This is a genomic window from Desulfothermobacter acidiphilus (assembly GCF_052073645.1).
Lineage (GTDB): Bacteria > Bacillota > Desulfotomaculia > Desulfotomaculales > Ammonificaceae > Desulfothermobacter > Desulfothermobacter acidiphilus.
In genome coordinates, this window is sequence record NZ_CM125440.1 from 1,764,360 (window position 1) to 1,779,904 (window position 15,545).

Here is a 15,545-nt window from a genome sequence, read left to right on the forward strand (position 1 = left end):
CCTATCCCTCCAAATATTTAAGAGCCTTGAGCCCGATGTCGCGCCGGTAATGCATCCCGGCGAAAGACAGGCGCTTAACAGCTTGATATGCTCGCTCCCGAGCTTCTAGCAAGTTCCGACCCCGAGCAGTGACGTTCAGGACCCGCCCCCCAGCGGTTAGCCAGCGGCCGTCCTCCCGCTTGGTACCAGCGTGAAAGACCATCACTTCTTCCTCTGCGGCGAGCTCCTCCAACCCCTGGATTTCGTCTCCCAGACGGGCCGCACCTGGATAGCCCGCGGCGGCCAGCACCACGCAAAGGGCCGCTCCCGGGTGCCACGAGAGCTCCACCTCATCCAGACGCCCTTCCCGGGTAGCCTCCAGGGCCGGCAGCAAGTCGCTTTGCAGGAGGTAAAGCAGGGGCTGGGTTTCCGGGTCCCCAAAACGCACATTGAACTCCAGCACCTTGGGACCGTCTTTGGTCAGCATGAGGCCGGCATACAAAGCGCCCCGATAAACCACACCTTCGGCAGCCAGCCCCCGCACAACGGGTTCCAAAATCTCCTGACACACGCGCTGAAGGGTGGACTCTCCCACCACCGGAGCGGGAGCGTAAGCCCCCATCCCCCCGGTATTGGGCCCCTGATCGCCATCGTACACCGCCTTGTGATCCTGCGCCGGCAATAGCGGCAGCACCGAGCGACCATCGGTCAGGGCGATGACGCTGGCCTCCTCCCCTTCCAGCTTCTCCTCGATGAGCACCTTTTCCCCCGCCGCCCCAAAGACCCGGCGCACCATCATGTCCTCTATGGCTCGCTCAGCCTCGGCTACGGTGGCGGCCACCACCACTCCTTTTCCCGCTGCCAAGCCGTCGGCCTTCACCACGCAAGGAGCTCCTAAGGAGCGGACGTAAGCCCGAGCCGCGTCCGGGGCGGAAAAGACGGCCGCCCTCGCTGTGGGTATGCCGTGGCGCTGGAGAAATTCCTTGGCGAACACTTTGCTGGCCTCCAGCGCCGCCGCCCGACGCTCAGGGCCGAAAATTTTCAATCCCTCGCTCTCCCAGCGGTCCACAATGCCAGCCGCCAAAGGTCCTTCCGGTCCCACCACGGTAAGATCGATCTTTTCCCGGCGCACCAGCTCCAGCAGCCCCTCCATGTCGGTGGCCCGGATCGGCACGCAGGTAGCCAGCATTTCAATGCCGGCGTTGCCGGGAGCGCAAAACAACCGCTCGACACGAGGACTCTGGGCCAGCTTCCAGACCAAGGCGTGCTCCCGTCCGCCCCCGCCCACTACCAGTACCCGCAATTACCCAACCTCCTAATGGCGAAAATGACGCATCCCGGTGAAAACCATCGCCAGGTTGTGTTCATCGGCCAGGTTGATAGAATCTTGATCCCGGATGGAACCCCCCGGCTGAATAATAGCGGTGATGCCCGCCCGCGCCGCCAACTCCACCGTGTCGGCGAAAGGAAAGAAAGCGTCCGAAGCCAGCACAGCTCCCCGAGCTTTCTCCCCTGCCTGCTCCAGGCTTATGCGAGCCGAGCCCACGCGGTTCATCTGCCCGGCTCCCACTCCCAGCACCTGACGGTTCTTGCTCACCACTATGGCGTTGGACTTCACGTGCTTGACCACCTTGAAGGCGAAGAGGAGCTCCTCCATTTCTTCGGGTGTGGGCTTACGACGGGTGACCACCTTGAGATTGGCCGGGTCGAAAACCGTTCGGTCCGCTTCCTGGAATAAGAGCCCCCCGCTGACCTTCCTGAGGTCACGCCAATCTCCGCTCGCCTGCTCCAGCCCGCCAGTTCGCAACAGGCGAAGGTTGGTCTTGCCCCGCAGCAATTCCAGCGCCCCTTGGGTGAAATCGGGAGCGATAATCGCCTCTAGGAAGATCTCCAGCATAGCCCGGGCCGCCTCCTCGTCCACCACCCGATTCACCGCTACTATGCCGCCGAAAGCGGAAACAGGATCGGCTTCGTAGGCCCGACGGTAGGCCCCTGCCACTGTCCGATCCTGAGCCACTCCGCAAGGGTTGTTGTGCTTAACGATCACTACCGTGGGCTCGGCGAATTCGCGCACCAACTCCAAAGCAGAGTTCAAGTCCAAAATGTTGTTGTAAGAAAGTTCCTTGCCCTGCAATTGCTCGGCGTTAGCCACGGCTACGCCGCCTTCCAGGAGATCCCGATAAAAAGCTGCCTGTTGGTGCGGGTTCTCCCCGTAGCGGAGGAGTTGAATACGCTCAAAAGCCAGCACTAGTTCCGGCGGAAACTTTTCTCCCGGAGCCAGCGTTTCCATATAGGTGGCGATGGTGGCATCGTAAAAGGCGGTGTGGGCGAAAGCCTCGCGGGCCAGTTGTAAACGGAAAGCTTCGGTAACCTGGCCCGCACGCAAGCGCTGCAGCACTTCATCGTACCGGGAAGGATTGACCACCACCAGCACCGAAGCGTGGTTTTTGGCTGCCGCCCGGATCATGGTGGGGCCGCCGATATCTATCTGCTCCACCGCCTCTTCCAGGGTGACTCCCGGCCGCTTTATGGTAGCCCGGAAGGGATAGAGGTTGACCGCTACCAAATCTATGGGCACTATGCCGTGCGCCTCCAATTCGCCCAGGTGCTCCGGAGTGCGCCGGGCCAGTATTCCCCCGTGAATCTTCGGGTGCAGAGTTTTAACTCTTCCTTCAAGAATCTGAGGAAACCCGGTCACTTCCTCCACGTAAAGAGACGGTACGCCCGCTTCCCGCAGAGTCTTGTAGGTGCCGCCAGTAGAGACGATCTCCCAGCCGAGCTCTACCAGCCCCCGCGCGAACTCCACCACCCCAGTTTTGTCCGACACGCTGATGATGGCCCTTTTACCCATCGTTCCCCTCCTCAACTTATAGACTTCCTTGCAGCTTCACTCCCTGCACGCCCTCGACCACCCTACCTATGCGGTAGGCTTTCTCCCCCTGCGCTTCCAAATACGCCAGCAGAGGATCGGTTTCCTCTTCTGGTAGAATGAGAACGTAACCTATGCCCAGGTTAAAGGTCCGGCACATATCCGTCGTGGTCAAGTTGCCCCGCTCTTGGAGTAGCCGGAAAATGGGGGGGACCGGCCAACTCCCCAATTCCAGCTCCACCCCCACCCCTGGAGGCAGGACCCGAGGAAGGTTGTCGATCAGCCCTCCCCCGGTGATATGAGCCATGCCATGAACCGCGAAGCGCTCCAGTAGAGGCAGCACCAGCGGCACGTAAATGCGGGTGGGGCGCAGGAGCTCCTCTCCCAACGCGCAGCCGAGCTCGGGCAATCGCTGCTCCAGCGATAAGCCTAGGAGCTCTAACAAAAGCTTGCGCACCAGACTGAAACCGTTGGCGTGCAGGCCAGAAGAGGCTAAACCCACCAACACTTCTCCAGGACGGATCTTTTTCCCGTCCACGATGCGATCCCGCTCCACCACCCCCAGGGCGAAACCGGCCAGCTCCAACTCCCCCGGAGCGTAAAAGCCCGGCATCTCCGCCGTCTCTCCCCCCAGGAGAGCGCAACCGGCATCGGAGCAACCAGCCACGATGCCCGCCAGCACCGCCTCGGCCTGCTGCAGTTCCAGCTTTCCCACCGCCAGGTAATCGAGGAAGAAAAGGGGCTCGGCCCCCGTGACCAGCAGATCATTGACGCACATGGCCACCAAGTCGATACCAATGGTATCGTAGCGCTGAGCCAGGAAGGCCACTTTAAGTTTGGTTCCCACCCCGTCGGTACTGGCCACCAGCACCGGTTGCCGGAAGCGGGCGGGCAGAAGGGACAAACCGGCAAAGCCTCCCACACCGGCTAGAACCTCTTCCCGGTAGGTGGAGCGAGCCATTTCTTTGATTCGCGCCACCAAACGGTTAGCCGCGTCGATATCCACGCCAGCAGCGGCGTAATCGAGTTTTTCCCGCATATATCACACCCCCAGCAGGTGCTTGCGGCAAGGCGGATGATTATGGTGGTTATTACTAATTGGGAAGGGATAGTCACCAGTGAAACAAGCAGTGCAGAGGTGCTCCGCCTGGTCGCCGAAGGGACGTAGCAAACCTTCTAAACTAAGATAGCAAAGGCCGTCCGCTCCTATCCTTTCCCGAATCTCCTCTCGACTCATGCGAGCCGCGATCAACTCTTCCTGACAGGAAATATCGATACCGAAATAACAGGGACGAATAACCGGAGGGGAACTCAGGCAGTAATAAACGACGGTAGCACCGGCCTCCCGCAACATCCGGACTATCTTGGCACTGGTGGTGCCCCGAACCAGCGAGTCGTCCACCAGGATCACCCGTTTCCCTTCCACCACCTGACGCACCGGGTTCAACTTCAGACGCACGCCCAGGGAGCGCTGCTCCTGCAAGGGTTGGATGAAAGTGCGCCCAACGTAACGGTTCTTCATTAAGCCTTCTTCCAGGGGCAAACCGGCCTCCTCAGCGTAGCCATGCGCCGCTGCCACTCCAGAATCGGGCACAGGAACCACCACATCGGCCGGAGGGCAAAATTCGCGCGCCAGCTGCCGGCCCAGCTCGCGCCGCACTTGCCCTACGGTGAACGAGTCCAGCACGCTGTCAGGGCGGGCGAAGTAGATATATTCAAAAACGCAGTGGGCGCGGCGGGGGGCAGCCATCCCCGGATGGCTGATCACGCCTTCGACTCCTATCTCTACGATCTCTCCCGGGCGCACATCGCGGACAAAGCTGGCGCCGATAGTGTCCAGGGCGCAAGATTCGGAAGCCACTACCCACCCCCCCGGAAGAAGTCCCAGGCACAAGGGCCTGAAGCCGTAGGGATCTCGCACAGCGTAAACGCGCCGCTCCGAGAGGATCACCAAGGAATAAGCTCCTTCCAGGTAGGCCATGGCGCAGCGCACCGCGGCGGGAAAATCTTCGTCCTCCAAAAAGCGAGCGATAAGGTTGACGATGATCTCGCTGTCGGTAGTGGTCTGGAAGATGGCACCACCGGTCAATAGCTTCTGGCGCAGCAACCGACCATTAGAGAGGTTGCCGTTGTGGGCTAGCCCCATCATCCCCTGGCTACAATGGAAAACCAGAGGCTGAGCGTTTACCGGGTGGCTAGCCCCAGTAGTGGAGTAGCGGACGTGGCCAATAGCCGCCCAGCCAGGCAGCGAGTTCAAATGCTCCTCGCGAAAAACTTCTGGAACCAGGCCCATACCCTTGTGCAGGCGGATCTGCTCGCCATCGGCCACCGCTATCCCTGCACTCTCCTGCCCCCGATGCTGTAGAGCGTAAAGGGCATAGTAAGCTAGGCGGGCCGCATCTTGCCCAGGGGTCACCAGCCCCACCACGCCGCACTCTTCTCCAGGCTTATCCTTAGTCCACATGCTCTTCCGACCCCACTAGCCGCCGCCATATTTCAGCGTAAGCCTCGGCCACCCCACCCATATCGCGCCGGAACCGGTCTTTATCCAAGCGCTCGCGCGTATTCAGGTCCCAAAAGCGGCACGTATCGGGGGAAATCTCGTCCGCTAAAACAAGCTGGCCATCGGGCATCTTGCCGAACTCCAGCTTGAAATCCACCAGCAGTATCCCCTTCGCTTCCAGGTGGTGTTTTAAAACCTGATTGATCTTGAGCGCCAATTGCCGCATCCGCTCCATCTCTTCCGTAGAAGCCAAACCCAGCACCCGGATATGGAAGCAATTGAGCATAGGATCGCCCAGATCGTCTCGCTTGTAGTAGAACTCCACTACCGGCTCGGGCAAGGCGGTTCCCTCGGGCAGGCCCAGTCGGCGGCTTAAACTCCCAGCCACCACATTACGCACCACCACTTCCAGCGGTACAATGGTCACCGCCTGCACCAGCATTTCCCGGTCGCTCACCGTCTCCAAGTAATGGGTGGGAATCCCTTCCCGCGACAGGAGCTTAAAGAAATAAGAAGAAATGAGATTGTTATACTTACCCTTACCCTCGATGACTCCCCTCTTTTTCCCATCAAAGGCAGTGGCTTCGTCCTTGAACTCAATTAGGTACTTACCGGGATCGTCCGTCCGGTACACCCGCTTGGCCTTCCCCTCGTAAAGGGGCTCCTGCTTCAACACAGCTCGCTCCCCCCAACAAATAAAAATTCAGAGACCGAAGCGTTGGTAAACCTCATCCAGGTGTCGGAGAAAATAGCGGTAGTCGAAGAGCTCCTCTATCTCCTCCGGCCGCAGGTACCGGGTGAGTTCCTGATCCTCAAGCAAGAGTTTGCGGAAAGGCGCCCCCGTCTCCCAGGCAGCCATAGCGTTGCGCTGCACCAGGCGGTAAGCTTCCTCGCGGCTTAAGCCCTTTTCCACCAATTTGAGCAGCACGCGCTGAGAGAAGACCAGACCCCGGGTAAGCTCCAGGTTGCGAAGCATGTTATCAGGGTACACGTAGAGATCGCGTAAAAGCTCGGTCATCTTGTAGAGCAGGTAGTCTAGCAGCGTAGTGCTATCGGGAATAATAACGCGCTCCACTGAAGAGTGGGATATGTCGCGCTCGTGCCATAGAGCCATATTCTCCATAGCCGCCAAAGCGTTGCTACGCAGGACCCGAGCCAGACCGCTTATCCGCTCGGCCACGATAGGGTTACGCTTGTGCGGCATGGCCGAAGACCCTTTCTGCCCCGGGCGGAAGGGCTCCTCTACCTCCCTTATCTCGGTGCGCTGAAGCCCCCGCACCTCTATGGCAAATTTTTCTAGAGAGCCGCCGATGAGCGCCAGCGTGGTGAGGTACTCGGCGTGCCGGTCGCGCTGCAGTATCTGCGTGGACACGCGCGCCGGCCGCAAGCCTAGGCGGCGGCAAGCCAATTCCTCCACTCGGGGATCCAGATTGGCGTAAGTCCCCACCGCTCCAGAAATCTTTCCCACGCTGACGGTCTCGATAGCGCGAGAGAGACGCTCGACTTGCCGGTCGAGCTCCGCCACCCACACCAGAAACTTAAACCCTAGGGTTATCGGCTCGGCGTGCACCCCATGGGTCCGGCCGATCATGACTGTATCGCGGTAACGCTGAGCCTGCTCCAGCACCAACTCGCGCAAGGAGAAAAGGCGGTTGAGCAGATGCTCCCCCGCCTCCTTCATCAGCAGGCCCAAAGCGGTGTCCAGCACGTCAGAAGAAGTGAGACCCAAATGGATCCAATGCGCCTTCTCTCCCACGTACTCGGAAACGCAGGTGAGAAAGGCGATAACGTCGTGATGCACTTCTTTTTCAATAGCGCGAATCCGCTCCACATCGAACCTGGCACGCTCCTTGATCTCCTCTAGGTCTTCGCGGGGGATAACCCCGAGCTCCGACCAGGCCTCGCAAACGGCCAGCTCTACCTCGAGCCACTTGCCAAACTTGTTCTCCTCTGACCATAAAACTTTCATTTCCGGGAGGGTGTAACGCGAAATCATGCTTCTCCCTTCCCCTCTATTCCCGAAGATTGTAAGCGGGCATCCTTGGCTGCCACTTCGGCAGCCAGCTCCTCCCGATAAACTTTCAGCCGCTCATGCAGCGCCGGATCGGCCAAGGCCAGCATCTGAGCGGCCAGGATACCGGCGTTGAAAGCTCCATTCACCGCCACCGTCGCCACCGGTATCCCGCGCGGCATCTGGGCTATGGAGAGTAGAGCGTCCAAACCTCCCAGCGTTCCCGCGGCTACAGGGACTCCGATCACAGGCAAAGGAGTTAAAGCAGCAAGCAAGCCGGGTAAGTGAGCCGCCCCTCCCGCGGCAGCGATAAAAACCTTCAGACCACGCTCGGTGGCCGTCCGGGCGTATTCCAGCAGTTGCAAAGGGGTGCGGTGAGCAGAAATAATCCTGACTTCAAAGGGGACTTGAAGAAGGGTAAGGGCCTCGATGGCACCTTTTACCACCGGGAGATCGGAATCACTACCCATAACCAGACCTACCAGGGGAACGTTCATTTCTAGCAATTAGCTTTCCCCCCGTGATGAAAAGAAAAAAACTCAGCCCCAGCGGCCAAATTAGCTCGGATCCTGGAGCTTACGCCTCCTCCATTCTAACAAAGGGTTAAAAAGCTTGTCAATCTAAGGCCGGCCCGGAGCTCGAAGGCTCGGAGTCGATCGGCGTTGCGCTGGCCCAGAAGAAGAGAAGACTCCGCGGCGTTAGAGGGAAGAGTTCGCCGCTTCTCGCGACTGGCGCGGGGTCTAGGGGCAACAGCCACACTCAGTTTTTCTCCCCTTGGCCTGCCTGACCCCCCATTCTCGACCGGGGAGCTCTTAAGACCCCCGGTAGCGGGCGAGAAAAAAACGTGGCTCCCGTGCTCAGGGAAGCGCCAACCAGGATGGCCAGAAAGCCCACCACCTGCCAGGGAGCAAGACGGTCACCCAAAAAGGCGTACCCGATCAGAGCAGCCACCAGCGGCTCTAGGGTGGTGAGAATGGCCGCCCGGCCTGCTTCTAATCCGCGCAAGCCGTAATTATAAAGGAAATAAGGGAAAACCGTAGCCAGCAAGGCTAAACCTCCGGCGCAGAGCAATTCCCGGGGCGTCAGCAACAAAGCGGCAAAAGAGCCTCGAGAAGCGACCGGGAACAAAACCAGGGCGGCGAAGAGAAAAGAGTAAGCAGTCACTGTAATGGGAGGGTAAGCCCGATTCAACGGTTTGCCAAAGATGCTGTACAAGGCGTAGCCGCAACCGGAAAGTAAACCGGTAGCCAGGGCGGGAAGAGAAAGGTGGAAAACCCCTGGTTCACCTATCCCGGCCACCAGCGCAGTGCCGCTGGTGGTGCAGAGCAAGGCCAATACCTTTGGAACCGAGAGGGGTTCGCGAAAGAAGATCCGGGCGAGGACGACCACAAAAGCCGGACCGGTATAAAGCATGGCGACCGCCACACTGAGCGAAGCGTGAGCTATGGTGGTGAAATAAGCCCAGTTAGGTAGAGCCAGCCCTAGCGCTCCCATCCCCGCCAGCAACGGAAGGTGCCGCCAGTCTAAGCGCAGCGTCTTTAAGCCAAAAGCAGCGAGGAGAGGGAAAAGGATGAGGGTAGCCAGCGCCGCGCGCAAAAAAACAATGGGCAGCGGGGAAAGACCAGCCGCCACCAGTTCGTGCACGAACAGACCTATGGTCCCCCACAGGGACGCCGCTAAAGCCACAGCTGCGTATTCCCGTTGTACTTATCATCACCACTCTGCGACACACAGGTAAAATACTCTGAGAGGATAGCACCCGGTTGCTTTCCAAGCCCTCTCGGCGAGCCAGCTTTCCCCCGTTCCCGCCGAAACCATCTCCACCGGCGGGTAGCGATCGACGGACATATTGTACCATGCCCAACAATTAAGAAGCAATGTATTCGGGCTGTCAACGCTCCCTTGTTTTCACCACCAGCGGCGGCAAGTGAGTTGTAACTCCGTCCCCGGTGTGGCACAATGGTTATAGCGCCTACAACCAAACTTTATAGGAGGAGGGGGAGCCCGTGGAGCGGATAAAACTCACCGCCATGACCAGCAGCTCCGGGTGAGCGGCTAAGATCGGGCCCGGGACTTTGGCCCGCATATTGCAAGATCTGCCGCTGGTGAAAGACCCGCGGCTGCTAGTAGGCATAGAGACTTCGGACGACGCCGGGGTCTACCTCCTCACCGAAGAAATCGCCCTGATTCAAACGGTAGACTTTTTCACTCCGGTGGTAGATGATCCTTTCTTTTTCGGCCAGATCGCCGCCGCCAACGCTTTGAGTGATGTTTACGCTATGGGCGGGAAGCCGCTAACCGCTCTCAATATCATTTGCTTCCCCACAGCCTGCGGTGAGCTGGAGCTATTGGCCCAGATCCTGAAAGGCGGAGCAGAAAAAGTCAAGGAAGCAGGAGCGGTGCTCCTGGGTGGGCACAGCGTGGAAGACAAGGAACCCAAGTACGGGCTGGCCGTCACTGGCATCGTGCACCCCTCCATGGTGCTCACCAACCGGGGTGCCCAGCCCGGAGACCAGCTGGTGCTCACTAAGCGCCTAGGCACCGGCATCGTGGTGACGGCGCTCAAAGCTGACCTGGCCTCGCCCGAGCTCCTGGAAGAGGTGACCCAGGAAATGGCTACCCTAAACCGAGCGGCTGCCGAGGCCATGCAGGAAGTGGGAGTAAACGCTTGCACCGATATAACCGGCTTCGGCTTGATAGGGCACGCCCTGGAGTTAGCCCGGGGCAGCCAGGTTCATCTTCGCCTTCAGGCTTCGCGGCTCCCCCTCTTTCCGCAGGTGCTCGACTTCGCCTCCATGGGATTGATCCCAGCAGGGGCTTACGCCAACCGGCAGTTCACGGCCGAGCGAGTGAAGATTTCTTCCGCCGTGCCGCCAGAATTGCAAGACCTTCTTTTCGATCCCCAAACCTCCGGGGGCTTGCTCATATCTGTTCCCGCCGATCGCCTGGGAACTCTCCTGCGCGCGCTGGAGGAAAAAGGCGTAAGGACCGCCGCCGTGGTGGGAGAAGTGCTGTGCCCATCGCAAGGAACCATCGAGGTCACTCCTTAGCTTCTACCCGGCGCCGTATCTGCCGCACCGCTCTCCAGTACCCCCATAGGCTTCCTCCAGCGTTAGCTCGAACGATGGCTAGGGCGACCTTGGGCAAAAGCCAAGGGGCAGGGTAGATCAAATAGCGCGGCTCCCAGCGAGGGCGAAACTTAGCTTTAAACTGGCGAAGCCCCTTAAACCCGTAAAAGAAATTAAAATGCTCGTAGATAAGGCGAGCAGTCTTTTCCGGCAAAGGCGCTTTGAAGCCCCCCAGCCCCGCCAGCGGCGCCAGCCCCAGACTAAAACCTTCCAAGCCCTGCTGGCGGAAATATTCCGCCAGCGCCACCAGCAGGAGCTCCATGACGCCGCTGGGAGCGGAAGGTAAACGACGCATTAAATCTATAGTCCCTACCCGGCTGCGGTAGGTGGGGACTAGATTGGCGAAGGCCACCTCCCGCCCTTCGGGGTCCACCACCACGGCCACCGGACTGTTACGCAAATACTGGTAATCGAACCAACTGAGCGCGAACCGTTTCTCGCTCCCCTGCTTGCTCCGGAGCCAGGCGTCGGAAATCTCTTTAAGGCGGTGCAACAACCTCTCTTCCAGAGGAGGTTGATAAAATTTTACCCGATAGCCCAGGCGCTCAGCGCGCCGGACGGCGTGGCGCACGCCTTTCATCTCCTTGCCTTCCAGAGTGAAGCTCTTGAGCTCTATGACTGCCTCCTCGCCGATCTTCAGAGACTCCATCCCCTCTCGATGGTACAGGGGGAGCCAGGCTTCGGTCACCTGAAAAAAGGCTGGGTGCCAGTCGTGCTGGCGACAAAAAGAATTGAAGGCGGCGATTATTTCCCCTTGCTCTTCCGGAGGCCCAACCGGGTCTCCCAGCGCCACGGCCACATTCCCCTGTACCGTATAGCCGATCACATTCCTGCCTCCGGGACCGAAAAAATAAGCTTTATCTGGCAGCAAAAGCAGAAAAGCCAGCGTGGAAGTGCCCCAGTTATTCAAGATTTCTTCCACTCGCCGAACCTCTTCCGGGCGCACCCTATGCCGGTAAAGCACCGGCCGAAAGACAAGACGAGTGCCGTAAAGCAGCACCAAAATTTCTCCGATCCATAGGGAGTCGAGAAACCACTGCGCCCGGTAAGTCCGGGGAACAGGAGAAGAACTTCCTAAGAAAAGCACTCGCGCCGTTTCCCGAGCCGAGGCGCGCCAATCAAAGTGGGCCCCGAAATGACGATCCAGCAAGTAAAAACCGAAAAAACCGTAAAGGTAAAGCAAAAGACCCAGTACGATTAAGGCTAACAGACCCTGGCGCATCGTGGCCGGGTCGCTGGCCACCGTATAGGAGCCCCGCAGGGACCAGAGGATAGCTAAAGGCAAGAGATTGACCAGAGCGGCATCGTAATCTAATCCCTTAAGTAAATGCAGAAGGGCCGACACTCCCAGAATCACGCAAGCTAACAGCCAGGCTCTACGCTTGCGTTTGGCAAGCCCCCAAGCCAACGATAGCAACGCTAAGCCGGCAAACACCGAGAGCAGCCAGCTAAAATAAATCACCCCCACCGGCAAAAACTCTCGCACGATGAGGTAGCGCACAGCGTGATGGCAAAGCCAGGAATACAGCACATTGTAAACTCCGGTGGCCGCCACCAGCAGAGCCACCAGGTAAACCAGCACTCGCTCCAACGGTTTCACCGCTTCACTCCCTTATGGAATCTATTCTCGCCACTTCCTCTTTCCTTAGCCAGTGCAAAGAGATCATACCGGCCAAAAAGGGAAACCATACGGTGATGCCCCGGTAAACAAAAGTGACCAACACCGCGTTCCCCGGCGATACTCCCAAAGAAGTGAAGGTAGCGGTCATGGCGCCTTCCACAAACCCTATACCCGAGGGAGTGATGGAGACGATGAGGAAAAGCATTCCCACGGCGTAGGTGATGAGCAACGTACCCAGAGCCAGCCTCCCTACAAAAGCCACGAAAACCGCTCCCAGCACCGCTATCCCCAAAACTTCTACCAGCAGAGCGTGCAAGCCCACCCTCCCTAAGCCGTGCGGCCTCTGGGTTAGCCAACCCGCCGCTTCGGTTAAGTGGTGCAAGAAAGTAAGGGAACGGGCCCGCCAACTGGCTCGATACCGATGGGGAACCAGAAACAGGGCCAGATCCAGCACTTTCTGGGATAATGCTAAAAGCTGACGCGGGCGCCAAATTGCTGCTAAGATTAGCAGCAATTGTGCGGCAACAAAAGCCAACAGGAGCAAAGCAGCCGTGATTTCGTAGAAGGTTAAGGTTCCTTTAATTCCCAGGTAGCTGAACACCCCCACCAGCACCAGGGCAAAGGCGCCGTAGTCGAAAAGATAAAAAAGCAGGTTTATCAGCACCGCGCGCGCCGGCGGAGCTCCCCGCTTCACGGCGTCGGCCACAATGAGGGCTGTACCAGAAAGAGAGCCTCCCGGTGTCACCAAACTGACGAAAGAACTGGCGATGACCAGTACCAGCAAGCGCCTCCACGACTCTTTGATCTCCATGGTGCAATATAAAGCGTGGTAGAAGCCGGCTAGATTGACCAGAAACAGCAGCTCCAATAGTAGCGCCACCATCACCCACAGAGGCCGACCTTGACGCAACAATAAAAGCAGCTTTTTCCCCTCCGCAAAGTGCACGGCCAGGAATAGGGCGGCCAAAAAAAGCAAAAGAGCGACTAGCAAGCGATACAAAGAGCTTACCCCCGGCAATTGTGGCAGCTATCGGTATATAGGTCGGCCCCATAGATATCGTTGGCCACCCAAGCGGGAAAGTCCTCCACCCACAGGGCGTAAATCGCCTCCGGCCCCAGTTCCGGGTAGGCTAGCAGTTCCACTTTACGCACGCAACGGCTCAAAAGCGCTCCCGCCCCTCCGTAGGTGACGAAGTAAACGGCGCGAAAGCGCTGGAGGGCTTCGCGCACCTCCGGCGAGCGATGCCCTTTGCCGATCATTCCCTTAAGACCAGCGGCCAGCAGGGGGATCGTGTAGGGATCCATGCGGCTGGAGGTGGTGGGACCCACCGCCCCTATAACCTTGCCCGGAGGAGCTGGCGTGGGACCGGTGTAATAAATCACCTGCCCCCGCAGATCTACCGGGAGCTCTTCCCCTGCTTCCAGAGTCGCAACTAGCAAACGGTGAGCAGCATCCCGGGCGGTGAGCAAGCGCCCGGAAAAGAGAACCTGCTCCCCCACTCGGAGCTCCGCAATCACTTCCTCGGTGAGTGGCGGGCACAGAACTCTAGACAAGGCCAAGCCCTCCTTTCCTTAAAGCACGGCCGCGCGGTGACGGGTAGCGTGGCAACTGAGATTCACTGCCACCGGCAGGCTGGCGATATGGCAAGGATAAGAAGCTATGTGCACCGCCAGAGCAGTAGTGTCCCCCCCCAATCCCAGGGGTCCGATTCCCAGACGGTTGAGCGCGGTCAAGAGCTCCTCCTCCAATTCCGCCTCGCCGGGATCGGGGTTGGAGCTACCTAAGGGGCGTAGGATCGCCTCTTTGGCCAGCAAGGCTGCCTTTTCCACCGTCCCTCCCAACCCCACCCCCACGACCAAAGGAGGGCAAGCATTGGGACCCGCTTGCTTAACGGCTTCCAACACCAGCGCTTTCACCCCTTCGCGGCCATCGGCCGGCCGAAGCACTTTGACCACTCCCATATTTTCGCTCCCCGCCCCTTTGGGCATAACCGTTATCCGCAAGCGATCGCCGGGAACCAGCCGGGTATGTATGACCGCTGGAGTGTTGTCGCCGGTATTAACCCGGTCCAGAGGATGACGCACCACCGAAGCTCTCAAGTAACCCTGGCGAAAGCCCTCCCGAACCCCCTGATGTACTGCCGCTTCCAGCTCCCCCTTCACCCGCACCTCTTGCCCTAACTCCAGAAACACCACCGCTATCCCTGTGTCTTGACACAGGGGTAGCCCCTCGCTTTCTGCCAGAGCTGCGTTCTCTAGTAGCCGATCCAAGACGAAACGGGCCCGAGAAAAGCTCTCCCGCTCCCGAGCCCGCCGCAACGCCGCCTTAACCTCCGGGGGAAGATAGATATTGGCCTCGCGAAAAAGCCGGGCCACCGTAACCGTGATAGTTGCTGCTTCTATTTCCCGCAAACTCCAAGCTACCTCCTAACCCAGAGTGAGTTCCTCTCCCGGCCTCAACTTCTTCCCCTCAACGCCGTAGCGCTCGGCGGCGGCTATAAAAGCATCGGGGTCTTGTTGGATGGCTGGGAAAGTGTTGTAATGGATGGGGACAACCATCTTGGGCTTTAACAGTTCCAGGGCCTGAAGGGCGTCTTCCGGGTCCATGGTATAGGTCCCCCCGATAGGCAATAAAGCCACCTCCAGACCCAATTTCCCGATGAACTCCATTTCGGCCAGCAGGGCGGTGTCTCCCGCGTGGTAGATCTTCTTCCCCCCCAGAGAGATCACCACCCCCGTAGGCATTCCCCCGTAGGTACCGTCAGGGAAGCTGGAGGAATGCCAAGCAGGAACCAGCTTAATCCATCCGCCCGCAAAGTCATACCTGCCGCCCGTGTTGAGAGAGCACACCCGCTTGGCTCCCCTGCGCTCGGCGTAGTTGGTGATCTCAAAGTTAGAAACTAGCAAAGCCCCCCGCTTGCAAAAGGTGAGCGCGTCTCCCCAGTGATCGCCGTGAGCGTGAGTCACCACCACTATGTCGGCCGCTATCTCTTCCGGGCGCGCAGCGGCCTGGGGATTTCCGGTAAGAAAAGGATCCACTATCAATCGAATCGAGCCGTCGCTCATCCACACCGCCGCGTGGCCCAGGAAACGGAGTTGCATGTGCCGCCCCCCTTCCAAGCTTTTACTCCATTTTAACTGCCGCCGGAAAAGTGATCAAGGCGAGCGGGCGGTCTAAACCTTAGTCAGCCCGTTCCCGGAGGGAGCAGGAGTTCCTCTAGACGGAGGTGCAGGGGGCGGAAGATCGCTTCCACCCCCTTGGTAAGATTGGGGAGAGGCCAGTGGCAGATCTGCCCCACGGAGAGAAGCAAGCCAAGCAAGGAAAGGACGAGAAAAACCCAGAGCTCCCGGAACATGCGGTGTTTCAACATCCGGGGCACTTCCAGATAAGCTACCAGCAGGTAAAAGCCCACTACCAAACCCACGTAAAGCAT

At 59.0% G+C, this 15,545-nt stretch carries 15 protein-coding genes; 1 reads left to right on the forward strand and 14 read right to left on the reverse strand.

The window, feature by feature from the left end; genetic code table 11:
* Position 1: 1 nt before the first annotated feature.
* The 8 genes from purD to ACTLLP_RS08930 form a co-directional block, all read right to left on the reverse strand.
* Positions 2 to 1,282 carry a phosphoribosylamine--glycine ligase gene (purD, locus tag ACTLLP_RS08895; protein WP_441059039.1) on the reverse strand — a complete coding sequence of 427 codons (1,281 nt, stop codon included), beginning with the start codon at positions 1,280 to 1,282 and terminating at the stop codon, positions 2 to 4.
* 12 nt (positions 1,283 to 1,294) lie between these two features.
* Positions 1,295 to 2,830 carry a bifunctional phosphoribosylaminoimidazolecarboxamide formyltransferase/IMP cyclohydrolase gene (gene purH / locus ACTLLP_RS08900; RefSeq protein WP_441059041.1) on the reverse strand — a complete coding sequence of 512 codons (1,536 nt, stop codon included), beginning with the start codon at positions 2,828 to 2,830 and terminating at the stop codon, positions 1,295 to 1,297.
* A 16-nt stretch (positions 2,831 to 2,846) separates the two neighbouring features.
* Positions 2,847 to 3,887: a phosphoribosylformylglycinamidine cyclo-ligase gene (gene purM, locus ACTLLP_RS08905; RefSeq protein ID WP_441059044.1), complete on the reverse strand. Its 1,041-nt coding sequence runs from the start codon at positions 3,885 to 3,887 to the stop codon at positions 2,847 to 2,849.
* A gap of 3 nt (positions 3,888 to 3,890) precedes the next feature.
* The gene (gene purF, locus ACTLLP_RS08910) at positions 3,891 to 5,312 is read right to left on the reverse strand and encodes an amidophosphoribosyltransferase (RefSeq protein WP_441059046.1); all 1,422 of its coding nucleotides are present in this window, start codon (positions 5,310 to 5,312) and stop codon (positions 3,891 to 3,893) included.
* The gene (gene purC, locus ACTLLP_RS08915; protein ID WP_441059049.1) at positions 5,302 to 6,027 is read right to left on the reverse strand and encodes a phosphoribosylaminoimidazolesuccinocarboxamide synthase; all 726 of its coding nucleotides are present in this window, start codon (positions 6,025 to 6,027) and stop codon (positions 5,302 to 5,304) included. Before purC ends, purF begins: the two co-directional genes overlap by 11 nt.
* A 27-nt stretch (positions 6,028 to 6,054) precedes the next feature.
* The gene (gene purB, locus ACTLLP_RS08920) at positions 6,055 to 7,347 is read right to left on the reverse strand and encodes an adenylosuccinate lyase (protein WP_441059052.1); all 1,293 of its coding nucleotides are present in this window, start codon (positions 7,345 to 7,347) and stop codon (positions 6,055 to 6,057) included.
* Positions 7,344 to 7,859 carry a 5-(carboxyamino)imidazole ribonucleotide mutase gene (gene purE, locus ACTLLP_RS08925; RefSeq protein WP_441061741.1) on the reverse strand — a complete coding sequence of 172 codons (516 nt, stop codon included), beginning with the start codon at positions 7,857 to 7,859 and terminating at the stop codon, positions 7,344 to 7,346. The genes purB and purE overlap by 4 nt, the downstream gene beginning before the upstream one ends.
* Before the next feature lie 262 nt (positions 7,860 to 8,121).
* Entirely contained in the window at positions 8,122 to 9,048 is a 927-nt protein-coding gene (locus ACTLLP_RS08930; RefSeq protein ID WP_441059054.1) for a DMT family transporter, read from the reverse strand.
* A 320-nt stretch (positions 9,049 to 9,368) separates the two neighbouring features.
* Between ACTLLP_RS08930 and selD the strand changes: the two genes are divergently transcribed.
* Positions 9,369 to 10,412, forward strand: coding sequence for a selenide, water dikinase SelD (gene selD / locus ACTLLP_RS08935; protein ID WP_441059057.1), 1,044 nt, complete (start codon positions 9,369 to 9,371; stop codon positions 10,410 to 10,412).
* Here selD and ACTLLP_RS08940 read toward each other — a convergent pair.
* From ACTLLP_RS08940 to ACTLLP_RS08965, 6 genes are all read right to left on the reverse strand, one after another.
* A complete protein-coding gene (locus ACTLLP_RS08940) occupies positions 10,402 to 12,090 on the reverse strand; it encodes a phosphatidylglycerol lysyltransferase domain-containing protein (RefSeq protein ID WP_441059060.1) in 1,689 nt (562 codons plus the stop codon). The genes selD and ACTLLP_RS08940 overlap by 11 nt on opposite strands.
* A 4-nt stretch (positions 12,091 to 12,094) precedes the next feature.
* Positions 12,095 to 13,111, reverse strand: a complete 1,017-nt coding sequence (locus tag ACTLLP_RS08945) for a lysylphosphatidylglycerol synthase transmembrane domain-containing protein (protein ID WP_441059063.1) — start codon at positions 13,109 to 13,111, stop codon at positions 12,095 to 12,097.
* A 5-nt stretch (positions 13,112 to 13,116) separates the two neighbouring features.
* Positions 13,117 to 13,665 (reverse strand): FumA C-terminus/TtdB family hydratase beta subunit, encoded by a 549-nt coding sequence (locus ACTLLP_RS08950; RefSeq protein WP_441059065.1) that lies wholly within the window; start codon positions 13,663 to 13,665, stop codon positions 13,117 to 13,119.
* A gap of 18 nt (positions 13,666 to 13,683) precedes the next feature.
* Positions 13,684 to 14,523 carry a fumarate hydratase gene (locus ACTLLP_RS08955; protein WP_441059068.1) on the reverse strand — a complete coding sequence of 280 codons (840 nt, stop codon included), beginning with the start codon at positions 14,521 to 14,523 and terminating at the stop codon, positions 13,684 to 13,686.
* Positions 14,524 to 14,538: 15 nt separating this feature from the next.
* Entirely contained in the window at positions 14,539 to 15,213 is a 675-nt protein-coding gene (locus tag ACTLLP_RS08960; RefSeq protein WP_441059071.1) for a metal-dependent hydrolase, read from the reverse strand.
* An 83-nt stretch (positions 15,214 to 15,296) separates the two neighbouring features.
* Complete coding sequence (locus ACTLLP_RS08965) at positions 15,297 to 15,545, reverse strand: hypothetical protein (protein ID WP_441059074.1); 249 nt, start codon at positions 15,543 to 15,545, stop codon at positions 15,297 to 15,299.